Here is a 12,203-nt window from a genome sequence, read left to right on the forward strand (position 1 = left end):
TGGCGGGGCAGCGGAGGCGGAGGCCGGCCGGCCCAGCAACATCGCAGACCATATCCGCTACACCCGTGGGGACGTCGCCCAAGGTTTCCGCGAGGCCGATCTCATCCTCGAGCACACCTACCGCACCCAGAGCGTCCATCAGGCCTACCTGGAGCCCCACACCACGACCGCCGCTCTGGATCCGGCCACCGAGACCCTCACCCTTTGGACCAGCACCCAGGACCCCTTTGGGGTGCGGGAGGAGGTGGCCGACTTCCTGGGCTGGCCCGAGAACCGGATCCGGGTGGTGCCCACGCCGGTGGGAGGCGGCTTCGGGGGGAAGTTCACCCTGCTGGAGCCCCTGGTCGCCGCCCTGGCGGTCCACACCGGGCGTCCCGTCCGGCTGATCCTCACCCGCCAGGAGGAGTTCCTGGTCGGGACGCCGGCCCACGCCGCTGTCCTCACCCTCAAGACAGGGGTGAAGCGGGATGGGACGCTGACGGCGCTTCAGGCCCGGTTGATCTTCGACGCCGGCGCCTTCCCCGGATCCCCCGCGCGGATCGCGGCTAACCTCCTGGGCAGTTTCTACCGGTTCCCCCACTACGAGATCGAGGCCTTTGAGGTGCTGACGAACAAGCCGGGCGTGGGCGCGTATCGGGCGCCGGGCGCGCCCCAGGCCCTCTTCGCCCTGGAGTCCCAGATGGATGAGATGGCCCGCCACCTGGGGCTGGACCCGCTGGAGTTCCGGCTGCGCAATGTGATGGAGGAAGGGGACGAGTTGCCGAGCGGGCGGCGCTACGGCCCCATCGGCCTGCGGGCCTGTCTGGAGGCGCTGCGGGACCACCCGCTGTGGCGGGAGCGGCGGAAGGGGCCTGGGGAAGGCATCGGGCTGGCCGTGGGCGGCTGGCACGGCGGCCTGGAGCCGGCGGCGGCGGTTTGCCATGTGGATCGCGATGGGGCGGTGCGGATCTACGTCGGCGCGGTGGACCTCCAGGGGACGCACACGGCGATGGCGCAACTGGCGGCGGCGATCCTGGGGGTGTCGGTGGAACAGGTGCGTGTGCTCCAGGGCGACACCGATCTGGCCCCCTATGCCGGCGCCAGCGCGGGCAGCAAAACGACGTATACCGTCGGGCTGGCGGTGCAGCGCGCCGCGGAGGAGGCCCGTCAGCAGATCCTGCGCATCGCTGCCGAGCACCTGGAGGTAGCCCCCGAGGATCTGGAGATCCGCGATGGCCGGATCTCCGTCCGGGGGGTTCCGGAGCCCCGGATGACGCTAGGGGAGGTGGCCGCCCTCTCCCAGCGGTTTGGGGGAAAGTATGCACCGGTGTTCGGACGGGGCTCCTCCGCCCAGACCGAGCAGGCCCCCGGCTTCGCCGCCATGCTGGTCCGGGTCCATGTGGACCTCGAGACCGGGAAGGTGACCGTGCGGGAGGCGGTGATCGCCCAGGACGTGGGCCGGGCCATCAACCCGTTGCTGATCGAGGGGCAAATGCACGGTGGGGTCGCCCAGGGCCTGGGCTGGGGGCTGTGGGAAGCGCTGCGCTACGATGAGAACGGCACGGCGCTGACCGCCTCTTTTATGGACTACGCGCTGCCCAACGCGAGGGAGGTGCCGCCCATCGAGACCCACATCGTGGAGGTCCCCAGCCCCACCGGGCCCTTCGGGGCGCGGGGGGTGGGGGAGCCGCCGGTGGTGCCCGGGGCCGCAGCGGTGGCCAACGCCCTCCGGGACGCCATCGGCGTCCGCCTCACCGAACTGCCCATCACCCCCGAGCGCGTGTGGTCGGCCCTCGCCGCCCGTCTGATCGCGGAAACCCGTTACCAGCACGAGTTCGGATGAACGCCGGGCGTTCCCGGCCCGATTCTCTTTCAGGAGAGGCCGTCGATGGTGGAGACGCTGCGCAATTATATCAACGGGGAGTGGGTGGCGTCGTCCGGCGGAGAGCTGCTGGAGGGTGCGCAACCCGGCCCTGGATGAGGTGATCGCCCGCGTCCCGCTGTCGAGGCCGGAGGGGGTGGACCACGCGGTGCCCGCCGCCCGCGCGGCTTTCGAGACATGGCGCCACGTTCCCCTCCCGGCGCGGGCCCGCTATCTGCTGCGCCTCCGGGACCTACGGCAACGCCGCCTCCCTCTTCACCCGGGACGGGAAGGCCGCCCGCACCTTCAAGTTGCGGGTGCGGGCGGGCAACGTGGGGATCAACATCGGGGTGGCCGCCCCCATCGCCCCTTACCCCTTCGCCGGCCAGAAGAACTCCTTTTTCGGGGACCTCCACGGCCAGGGCATGGACACCCTGTATTTCTTCACCGACCGGAAGGTGGTCATCACCCGATGGTTCTGATCCCCGCCACATCCTGGAGGCGGCGGTCCGCATCCGGGCGGGGATCCCGGGGGGCCTTTGGGCGATCGCCTTTACATCGAAGAAGATCGATCACCAGTATCTGGATGTGGCCTATGGGGAGGAGCCCTGAGGGGGCGCCTGGACCTCCGCGATGGAGATCTCGAAAGGGGCCAGGGTGAGGACGCGCAGGTCGCCCTCGCCGCCCTCGGGGCGATGGGTGGAGAACAGCCAGCGACCGTGGGCCTCCAGCCCGGTCGCCACCCGGGCGACCCCCTCGCCCATGTTCATGGCCACCAGGATCGCCTGGCTGTCGTCGGGCAGCCGGCGCAGGAAGAGCAGTGCCTCCTCCTCTTCCTCGGCCAGGGGGAGGTAATCGCCGAGGACCAGGGCCGGCGTGCGCCGGCGCAGGTGGATCAGGCGACGATAGAACTGGAGCAGCGATCGGGGATCCTCCCATTGGTCAGCCACGTTGACGCCCTCGGCGAAGTTGGGATGCACCGGCAGCCAGGGTGACACCTCCGGCGGACAGAAGCCGGCGTGGGGAGCCCGGGACCATTGCATCGGCGTGCGGCACTTGTCCCGGCCGAAGGCCGCGGCGCGGGCCACCGCCTCCTCGTGGGGGGTTCCGAAGTGCTCGCGCTCCACCTGATACCACCAGCGCCCCAGCGGGTCCTTGAACTGGGCGAGGTCGGTGAGCAGCAGATCCCGCATGCCGATCTCTTCCCCATAGTAGAGGAAGGGCGTGCCCTTGAGGGTGAGCATCAGGGCGGCGGCGATGCGGGCGATCTCCAGGTCGTGTCGTCCGTCGCCGTAGCGGCTGAGGACGCGGGAGAAATCGTGATTGCCCATGGTGTTGCACGGCCAAGCCCCTGGCGGCATCGCGCCCAGCCGCTCCCGCTGATTCGCCCGCACCACGGCGGGGGTGAGCCGCGGAGCCTTCATCAGAGGGAAGTTGAAGACCAGATGCAACTCGTCGTCCCCGTTCCCGTAGTAGGCGAGGTCCTCCGTCTCCCCCACCAGGACCTTGTCGCCGTAAGTCTCTACGAGGGCCCGCAGTTCCCGCATCACCGCGTGGACCTCGGGGAGGTCCTCCTGATACCGGAACATCTCTTGTCGGATCCGGAGCAGGCGCGCCCGCTCCGCCTCGTCGGCCGCGGCGTGCCAGGCCTTCAACCACTCGGGGTAACTCATCGGCGCCGTCTGATCCGGCAACCCTGGGTCCTCGAAGAGGGTTCCCACCGCGTCCAGCCGGAAACCGTCCACCCCCATATCCAACCAGAAGCGCACCACGTCGAACATGGCGCGCTTCACTGCGGGGTTACGCCAGTTGAGATCGGGCTGCTCCTTGAAGAAGAAATGATAATAATACTGGCCGGTCCGGGGATCGTATTCCCAGGCTGACCCTCCGAAGATCGAATACCAGTTGTTCGGAGGACCGCCGTCCTTGCCGTCGCGCCAGATATACCAGTCCCGCTTCGGGTTCTCCCGGCTGGCGCGGGATTCGAGGAACCAAGGGTGTTGGTCGGAGGTGTGGTTGAGGACGAGGTCCAGGATCACCCGGATGTTCCGGCGGTGGGCCTCATCCAGGAGGCGCCGGAAATCGGCGAGGGTGCCATACTCCGGGGCCACGTCCATATAGTCGGCCACGTCGTAACCCCAATCCACCAGCGGCGAGGGATAATGAGGGCACAGCCAAAGGGCATCAACCCCCAGGTCCTGGAGGTAATCCAACCGCCGGCGGATCCCCTCCAGGTCCCCGATGCCGTCCCCGTTGCTGTCGACGAAGCTGCGCGGGTAGATCTGGTAGAAGACGGCCTTCTGCCACCACTTGGGCGCCCCCATCAGAACCTCCGGTCCATGAATGGATTCGCACGAGGATCCAATTTTACGGGGTGAGATAGAAAGGGGCAAAGGCCGTCGGGTTGAGTTCCCCGACCTCCCGGATCCTTGTCCTCCTGGGCAGGGAACGGCAAGGCCAGGCGGATCCCCTGGGGATCTTGGCCATGGCCGAATCTCGCCGGGCTGGCGAAGGGCGAGACCTCAGGCGGCCTCCAGTCGATGCAGCACCTCTTGGAGGTCCGGGGGAAGCGGGGCCTCGAAGGTGACGGGGTCGGGGCGGGAGGGAAGCCGCACCGTGAGGGACCGGGCGTGGAGGAACAGGCGCGGGCACGGCAGAGGGGTCCGCCGTCCGTAAACCGGATCTCCGACCACTGGATGGCCTACGTAGGCCAGGTGCACCCGGATCTGATGGGTGCGCCCGGTCTCCGGATACACCTCTAACCGGGCATACCGTCCCCACCGCCCTTCATAAGTCTGCAGGACGCGGTAACGGGTACGGGCCGGGCGCCCGGTCGGGACCACGGCCATCCGCTGGCGATAGCGGGGGTCCCGGGCGATGGGCGCCTCGATCAGCCCCTCCGGGGGCGGATGGCCTACCACCAGCGCCTCGTAGACTTTCCGCACGGTCCGCGCCTTGAACTGGGCCTGCAGGAAGCGATAGGCCCGCTCGTTTTTGGCCACCACCAGCACCCCTGAGGTCTCTTTGTCCAGTCGGTGCACCAGGCCCGGCCGCAGTACCCCGCCGATCCCCCGGAGATCGGGGCAGTGGGCCAGGACGGCATGGATCAAGGTGCCCCGAGCGTGCCCGGCCCCCGGGTGAACCACCATCCCGGCCGGCTTGTGGATCACCAGGACGTCCTCGTCCTCATAGAGGATATCGAGGGGGATGGGCTCCGGGACCCACTCGGTGGGCTCAGGGGGCGGGATGTGAACGGTGATCCGGTCTCCCGGCCGGACTCGGTGGGCGGGCCGGCGCACGGGGACTCCGTTGACCCAGACCTGTCCGCCCTCGATCAGCCGCTGGACCGCCGAGCGGGTGAGGTCGGGCATCCGCGCGGCGATCGCCCGATCCAGGCGGTCGGCGGCTTCGACGACGAGATGTTCCACACGCATGGGCGTCGGGATCAGGGGGATGAGGCAGCGGCCTTGCGGCGGCGAGGGGGCCGCCGGGGACGGCCGTTGACGACGGCGCGGATCTCTGCGTCCTCGGCGTCCTGTTCAGAAAGAAAGGCAGAGATGAAGGCGCTGCGGCGCTGTCGCAGCGCCATCGGGGCCACGGCCCGCAGATCCTCCAGGGTCACCGTCTCGCGGCCGTCGGCGGCTGCGTAGGCCCGCGCCGCCTCCAGCAGGGCGACCTCCGCCCGGCTGGATTCGATGCCCAGGGCCTGGATCCAGCCGATGGCTTCCCGTTCCAGTTCGGTCGGGATGGCCACCCGGGGTAGCCGTTGGCGGGCCGCGGCGATCTCGGCCGCGGCCGCGGCGGTCTCGTGGGCCCAGCGGGCGGCCAGTTCGTAAGGATTGGTACGGAACAGGCGCACCCGCCGGTAGACCTCCAGGCGGGCCTCTGGATCCTGCAGGCCCCGCACCACCACCCGCAGCCCGAAGCGGTCATGGATCTGGGGACGCAACGGGCCTTCCTCTGGGTTCATCGAAGCGATGAGGGTCAGCCGCGCCCGATACGTGGCCGCCAGCGGCCCCCGCCGCACGGTGTAGCGGCCCAGGGCCGCCGCGTCCAGGATGGCGTTGATGATCTGGAGGTCCAGCAGGTTGACCTCGTCCACGTAGAGGACGTTCTGATCCGCCTGGGCCAGGAGGCCGCGGCGGATCCGTACCTTCCCGTGTTCCATGGCGGCCTGCTCGTCGATCCCCCCGATCACATCTTCCAGGCGGGCGTTGAGGGGAAGCTCGATCAGGCGCATCCGATCCGGTGCCGTGATCGGCTCTCCCTCCCCCAGTTTGCGGGCGCAGTCTTTACAGATGGTGTGGAACCCAAGGGTGTAGGCCGCCTCGGGCTCGCAGCCGTAGGGGCAGAGGGATCGCTCCACCGAGGGCAGGAGGTCCAGGAGGCCCCGCACCGCCGTGGTCTTCCCCGTCCCCCGGGCTCCCATCAGCAGCACCCCCCCGATGGCCGGGTTGATCAGGGCGAGGACCAATGCCAGTTTCATCTCGGTCTGGCCGACGATGGCCAGGAAGGGGAAGCGCACCGGCTCCTCGACCGGCCGCTCGAGGGGCGGGCGGGCGGCGAGGACCCGCGCCGCGGGGCTTTGCTCCTCCAGCAGCCGCAGCAGCATGGAGGTCCGCCGGGGGGCCTCCGTCGGCGCCTCCGGGCTCATCGTCGTCCGCTCAAGATCCTCCGCCATAGGTCTCTGTCCTGGAGCCGGAAGGGTCGGTAGATCGTGACGCGATCCAGCAGTCCCTCATAGACCGCCTGGAGGCGCTCCCAGACCCCTTCCGGCGGGGCGCTCAGGGCAAAGGCCTCCAGGATCTCGTCGGAGATACGGCCGGGCATCTCCGCCCAACGGCCCCGGGCGGCCAGGGCGGAGAGTTCCTCCCCGAGGGCTTCCCAGCCGTGGAGGGCCCAGACCCGCCGGTAAGAAGGCGTGGAGCCATAGAAGGCGATCTGGGCGCGGATGAACTCGCGGGCCTCTCGGACTTCGGCCTCGTCCCGCCCCGTGATCACGAACACGCTGCCGACCTTCACGATGGTCTGCGGGTCCCGGCCGGCTTTCCGGGCGCCCGCCGCGATGGCCGGGAGCAGCACCTCCCGCAGATAGCGGGGCGTGTGGAACGGGTGGACGAAGAAGCCGTCCCCCACCTCGCCGGCCAGGCGGGCCAGGGGCGGGTTCACCCCGGCCAGGACAATGGGGATGCGGGGATCCAGGATCGGCCCCGGATCGAAGAACGGGGACATCAGGGTGAGCCGGAAAAACTGCCCTCGATAATTCAAGCAGGTCCCGTTCTGCCAACAGTCCCAAAGGGCGCGGATGGCCTGAACGGCCTCACGCAACTTCGGGACAGGGGGATCCCAGGGCATGCCGAAGCGGCGTTCGATGTGGGCCTTGACCTGGGTGCCCAGCCCCAGGATCACCCGCCCCGGGGCCATGGCCGCCAGGTCCCACGCGGCGTAGGCCAGGACGGTGGGGCTGCGGGCGAAGGCGATGGCCACCCCCGTCCCCAAAGCCAGCCGTCGGGTGTGTTCGGCGGCCAGGGCCAGGGGCAGGAAGGGGTCGTGTCGGGTCTCGTTGCTCCAGAGGCCGTCGAACCCCAGATCCTCGGCGGCGCGGGCCAGTTCGGGGACCTCCGTCAGCCGGTCGAAGGCCAGGGTCGCGTCCAGGCGCATGGGGGCGCGCTCCGGTTGAAGTTCCACCGGATTTTCATTATATCTGGGCCCAGGAGACCTTGAGGGGAGAGGGGCAGGCTGGGACGATGCGGGCCTATCTTCCCGCCTATCTGGTGGTGGGCTATCTGGGCGCCGCCTGGGCGGCAGCGGTGGGCGTGCTGTTCTTGCGCGCCGGCCAGGCCGACCGCTCCCGACGGCTGCAGGCCCTCGGGGCGCTGCTGATCTTGGCCAGCGTCATCGGGTTCTTCGGCGGGGTCCCGGAGATCTGGACGCCGGGCCCGGCCGGGACGGAACTGGCGGCGCTGTGCGGCCTGGCCCTCGGCGGGGCGGCGGGAGTCGGCCGGCTCCTGGGGCTGCGCTTCCCGCCGCCCAACAGAGGCACTGGGGCGCGGCACTCCTACGCTGCCGGAACCGAGGCCCCGGCCCGTTCGGGGATCGCCCGCTGGGGGCTTCGGATCGGGCTGGCCCTGGCGCTCCTGGCCCTCGCGCGCTGGGACCTTCCCGTGTTCTTCGCCCTCAACAGCCTGGCCGGCCGGACGCCGGCCCTGGATGCGGTCGCCCGCCTCTTGATCAACGACTACGCCGTGCCCACGGCCCTGGCGATGCTGGCGTGGGCCATGTGGCTGGGTGGCGATCTCCGGCGCCGGACGGCGGTCCTGCGGGCGGCCCTGGCGGCTTTGCTCAGCGGCCCCATGGTGGAACTCATGAACGCCTTCTATTTCCGGCCCCGTCCCTTCGCCGATCACGAGGTGCATCTGCTCTTTTACCATCCCTCGGATTCCTCGTTCCCCAGCAACGCCGCCGTGGTGACCTGGGCGATCGCGGGGGCGCTGGCCGAAGGGGACCGGCGGGTGGGGCGAATGGCGATGGCCCTGGCGGCCGGGATCGGTCTGGCCCGGGTTTACGGCGGCGTGCATTATCCGCTGGACGTGGCCGCGGGGGCGCTGCTGGGCCTCGCCCTCGCCCGGCTGACTGCGCGGGAGCCGCACCTGCAGGCATGGACCGCTGGCCTGGCCCGCCGGTTCGCGTCCGATCAGTAGGGGATGAAGACGCTGACCGCCGTGCCCTGGCCCGGCTCGCTGCGGATCGCTATCTGCCCGCCCAGCATCTCCACCCATTGGCGGACCGAGGTCAGCCCGATGGTCTTGCGGCGGGCGGCGTTGGCCAGCGCCTCTTCCACGTCGAACCCCACCCCGTTGTCCTCGACCTCCAGGCGCGCCCCGTCGGCCCCGAAGACCAGGCGCACCGTCGCCTGGGAGGCCTGGGCGTGCATCCGGACGTTGGTGAGGAGCTCCTGGACGATGCGGAAGAGGGCGGCCTCCTGGTAGGCGGCCAGGCGTCGCTCCTCCCCGGCGATGCTCAGGTGGAGGGAGAACTTCACCTTGTCCTTCAGGGTCTCCACGTAGCGGCGCACGGTGGGGACCAGCCCCAGGTCGTCCAGGATCATGGGGCGGATGTCGAAGAGGAACTCGCGCATCCGCTGGAAGGTCTCGGTGACGGCGTTCTTCAGGTTGGCCAGTTCGGCGCGGGCCCGCTCGGGATCCCGCTGGAAGAGCCGCTCGCAGATCTCGGCGTGGAGCACCAGGTTGGTCAGGGCCTGGGCCGGCCCGTCGTGGAGCTGGCGGACCAGTCGCTGGCGCTCCTGCTCCTGGACCTCGATCAGGCGGACGATCAGGCCGGGCTCCGCGCCAGGCGGCTGGGCGGGGAGGGCGGGGGGGAGCGCGGCGAGGATGGAAAGGATACGTTCGAGGACCTCCCCCTCGTGCTGGAGGCGGCTCTCCAGGCTCTGGAACTTCTCCAGTTGCCCTCGCATCAGCCACAACCGCCGCTGGACGTCGAGGGCGGATTGGTAGGCCTCGATCAGTTCGCTGGGGGAGACGCTCTCCGGGCGGCTCTCCAGTTGCTTGATCTGGTTGGTCCACTGCAGGCTTCTCTGGGCCAGCCGCTCCACGTCAGCGGCGGTCTGGCGGATCAGGGCCTGGACCTCCGCCAGTTGCCGTCGGACGCTCTCCTGCTCCTCCCGGCAGTAGTCCATCAGTTGCTGAAGGGCCTCGGCCAGTTCGCTCACGGCTGCTCCTCCGAAGAGGGGTGGCCGGCTCCTCCGGCAGGCGGACCCACCCGCGGCGGATGGCTAGGACGGCGGCCTGGGTCCGGTCCCCCAGATCCAGTTTACGCAAAATGGCGGTCATGTGGTTCTTCACCGTCTGTTGGCTGATCCCCAGGCGTTCGGCGATGGCCTTGTTGCTGTAGCCCATGGCCACATATTGCAGGATCTCCCGCTCCCGGGGGGAGAGCATGTTCTTGGAGGATCCCTCGGCCCCACCGATGAGGGCCTGGACTTCCCCATGGGTCATGACGTGATCCCCCCAGACGTAGCGGCCGGACAGGATGTGGCGGATGCTCTGGATCAGATGTTCCGGCCGGGCGTCTTTGGAGATGTAGCCGTTGGCCCCGATGCGGAGGGCGTGGCGCATCTGCTCTTCGGTATCGTAGGCGGTGAGGACGAGGATGGCGCCCTCGAAGCCCCGGCTCCGGGCCTGTCGGATCACGTCCAGGCCGTTGAGGGCCGGCAGGTGCACATCCATCAGGACCAGGTGGGGGTTGAGGGTGAGGATCATCTGAAGGGCGGTCTGGCCATCGGCAGCCTCCCCGATCACCTGCAGGCCGGGCTCCCCCATCAGGGCGTCCCGGACACCTTTGCGGAACAGGGGATGGTCGTCTACAATCAGCACCCGGTAGGTCATCGCCACCACTCCTTCCATGGCCCCACCGGCGTTCAAAGTATTTTAAAGATAAAACCGCCGATCCGACAAACCGCGGTGCGAGGGACATGGATCTGGTCCTGCGGGCGGTGGGATGGATGGTGTTCGCCTTTGGGGGCCCGGCCCTGGCCTTGTGGGTTCGGGCCCGCTGGGGACGCCCGGCGGCATGGCTGGGGCTAGGGGCGTTGACGTGGGGAGGGGCGCAGGCCCTTCGGCTGCCGCTGCTGATGGCCCTCTCCGCGGGGTTCCGATGGTTCGGATGGTCAGCCCCTCCCCAGCCGTTTCTGTTCAATTGGATCGTCCTCAGCCTCTCCGCGGGCTTGTTCGAAGAGACGGCCCGGTGGCTGGGGATGCGCTGGGCGGCCCGCCGGCAAGCCCGAGAGGGCCGGGAACTGGAGGCACAGGATGCCGTGGTGATCGGCCTCGCCCACGGCGGGACGGAGGCTTTCGCCCTAGGGCTGGCCGGTGGGTTGACGTTTCTGGCCATGGCGATGCTGCGGGAAGGCCTCCTGCCGACCCCGCCGGCGGCGGCCCCGGCCCTCGCCGCCTATTGGGCCACGCCGGCATGGATGGTCAGTGTCGGCATCCTGGAACGGGCGATGGCCATCCTGTTCCACGCCGGCTTGGCGCTGATCCTTTGGCACGGCCTCCGCCGCCGGCAGGGAGGGTGGTGGGCTGTGGCCGTCCTCCTGCATGCCGGGGCGAACGGAACGGCGGGATATGCGCTGGCCCGGTGGGGGGTCTGGGCGGCGGAAGGAGCGGTGGCGCTGTGGACGCTTCCCATAGCGATCGGGATCGCCCGGGCCCTGCGCCGACCCGCGCCCCCTCCGCCGCGGTGAAGGCGAGCGGGATCGCGGTGTCCGCTCGGGTTCAGGACGAGGCCGGGACCGGCGTCGCGGAGGCAGCGGCGCGCTGGCCCGCCTCCCGGGCGGCCAGATAGGCGTTGACCACCAGATCCATCAGCCCGCTGATCCGAACCCCCAGGCCGTAGTGATCGTTCAGGTCGCTGAGCTGCAGGCGGCAGTTGTCGCAGGAAGCGACCACGACGCGGGCCCCCGTCCGTCGGATCTGCTCGACCTTGGGCCGTCCGGCCCGCATCCGTTTCTCATACCATTCGGGGATGGCCACCAGGCCGGCGCCCCCGCCGCAGCAGAAGTTCTCGGCCCGATTGGGTGTCATCTCCCGGAAATCCCGGACGGCCGCCCGCAGGATGATGCGCGGTTCCTCCAATAGCCCGCCGTTTCGCCCCAGGTTGCAAGAGTCGTGGTAGGTGACCGGCTCCGGGTTGGCCGAGGGATCCAGGGGCAAGCGGCCCTGCTGGATCCATTCGGCGGCCACCTCGATGATGCTCCGGACCTGGAAGGGGAAGTCCTCGAACCAGTTGGGGGCCTCCCAGCGCAGGACGGTGTAGGCGTGGCCGCACTCGGCCAGGACGATCTCCTTCACGCCGAGGCGCCGTGCCTCCTCGACGATGCGCCCGGCGATGGCCTTCGCCCGGGCGGCGTCCGCCAGGAAGTAACCGTAGTTGGCCGCCTCGAACATGCTCAGGGTCCAGTCCGCCCCCACGGCGTGGAAGAGGATGGCAGCGGGCAGGATGGTGTGGGCACCGGAGAGGGCCACGTAGAGGATCTCGGCGCCGGCCTTCTCCACCGGGATGCGGGCGCTGGGATCTCCCAGGCGCTCCTGGAGCTCCTGCTCCAGTTCGCGGATCTGGTCGATGTAGAACTCGCGGAAGAACGCCAGGTTTTCCTGGCGGGCGATGGCGGCGTCGGCCAGTTGCACCAGCATCTCCGGCGCCTTGCCGGCGGCGGTGAGCATGGCCCGGGCCGCCCGCATGATCAGGGCGGTGTCCACCCCCATGGGGCAGTTCATGGTGCAGCGGCGGCACAGCGTGCACGACCCGAAGGCGATCTCCGCCAGTTCCTCCAGATCCGCCTCGG

At 69.6% G+C, this 12,203-nt stretch carries 10 protein-coding genes and 2 pseudogenes; 5 read left to right on the plus strand and 7 right to left on the minus strand.

All coding sequences use genetic code 11. The annotated features are described in order from the left end of the window. From C4313_RS09525 to C4313_RS09535, 3 genes and pseudogenes are all read left to right on the plus strand, one after another. Window positions 1-1,822 (plus strand): xanthine dehydrogenase family protein molybdopterin-binding subunit (locus tag C4313_RS09525; RefSeq protein WP_352429631.1); only part of this gene is annotated, 1,822 nt, incomplete at its 5' end. Between the two features lie 139 nt (window positions 1,823-1,961). Then, a pseudogene (locus C4313_RS09530) lies at window positions 1,962-2,031 on the plus strand (hypothetical protein); the annotation flags it as partial. A 54-nt stretch (window positions 2,032-2,085) separates the two neighbouring features. Further along, a pseudogene (locus C4313_RS09535) lies at window positions 2,086-2,322 on the plus strand (aldehyde dehydrogenase family protein); the annotation flags it as partial. Window positions 2,323-2,433: 111 nt separating this feature from the next. Here the strand turns inward: C4313_RS09535 and C4313_RS09540 are convergent. The 4 genes from C4313_RS09540 to C4313_RS09555 all read right to left on the minus strand — a co-directional run bounded on the left by C4313_RS09540 (window position 2,434) and on the right by C4313_RS09555 (window position 7,501). Then, window positions 2,434-4,164 (minus strand): glycoside hydrolase family 13 protein, encoded by a 1,731-nt coding sequence (locus C4313_RS09540; RefSeq protein WP_352429632.1) that lies wholly within the window; start codon window positions 4,162-4,164, stop codon window positions 2,434-2,436. Window positions 4,165-4,362: 198 nt separating this feature from the next. Then, window positions 4,363-5,274 carry an RluA family pseudouridine synthase gene (locus C4313_RS09545; RefSeq protein ID WP_352429633.1) on the minus strand — a complete coding sequence of 304 codons (912 nt, stop codon included), beginning with the start codon at window positions 5,272-5,274 and terminating at the stop codon, window positions 4,363-4,365. An 11-nt stretch (window positions 5,275-5,285) separates the two neighbouring features. Beyond that, window positions 5,286-6,521 (minus strand): magnesium chelatase ATPase subunit I, encoded by a 1,236-nt coding sequence (locus tag C4313_RS09550; RefSeq protein WP_352429634.1) that lies wholly within the window; start codon window positions 6,519-6,521, stop codon window positions 5,286-5,288. After that, window positions 6,491-7,501 carry a TIGR03617 family F420-dependent LLM class oxidoreductase gene (locus tag C4313_RS09555; RefSeq protein WP_352429635.1) on the minus strand — a complete coding sequence of 337 codons (1,011 nt, stop codon included), beginning with the start codon at window positions 7,499-7,501 and terminating at the stop codon, window positions 6,491-6,493. Before C4313_RS09555 ends, C4313_RS09550 begins: the two co-directional genes overlap by 31 nt. Window positions 7,502-7,587: 86 nt before the next feature. On the opposite strand from C4313_RS09555, the gene C4313_RS09560 reads away from it, so the two are divergent. Beyond that, the gene (locus C4313_RS09560) at window positions 7,588-8,541 is read left to right on the plus strand and encodes a phosphatase PAP2 family protein (protein ID WP_352429636.1); all 954 of its coding nucleotides are present in this window, start codon (window positions 7,588-7,590) and stop codon (window positions 8,539-8,541) included. On the opposite strand, the gene C4313_RS09565 is transcribed toward C4313_RS09560, so the two are convergent. After that, the gene (locus C4313_RS09565) at window positions 8,535-9,569 is read right to left on the minus strand and encodes a sensor histidine kinase (protein WP_352429637.1); all 1,035 of its coding nucleotides are present in this window, start codon (window positions 9,567-9,569) and stop codon (window positions 8,535-8,537) included. The genes C4313_RS09560 and C4313_RS09565 overlap by 7 nt on opposite strands. Next, entirely contained in the window at window positions 9,454-10,263 is an 810-nt protein-coding gene (locus tag C4313_RS09570; protein ID WP_352429638.1) for a response regulator, read from the minus strand. The genes C4313_RS09565 and C4313_RS09570 overlap by 116 nt, the downstream gene beginning before the upstream one ends. Before the next feature lie 68 nt (window positions 10,264-10,331). Here C4313_RS09570 and C4313_RS09575 point away from each other — a divergent pair, with 68 nt between their 5' ends. Next, complete coding sequence (locus C4313_RS09575) at window positions 10,332-11,102, plus strand: YhfC family glutamic-type intramembrane protease (protein WP_352429639.1); 771 nt, start codon at window positions 10,332-10,334, stop codon at window positions 11,100-11,102. Between the two features lie 31 nt (window positions 11,103-11,133). On the opposite strand, the gene C4313_RS09580 is transcribed toward C4313_RS09575, so the two are convergent. Continuing rightward, window positions 11,134-12,203, minus strand: a 1,070-nt coding sequence (locus C4313_RS09580; RefSeq protein WP_352429640.1) for a (Fe-S)-binding protein, incomplete at its 5' end; no start/stop codon positions are given.

Origin of the sequence: Thermoflexus sp., assembly GCF_040289485.1 — a bacterium.
Lineage (GTDB): Bacteria > Chloroflexota > Anaerolineae > Thermoflexales > Thermoflexaceae > Thermoflexus.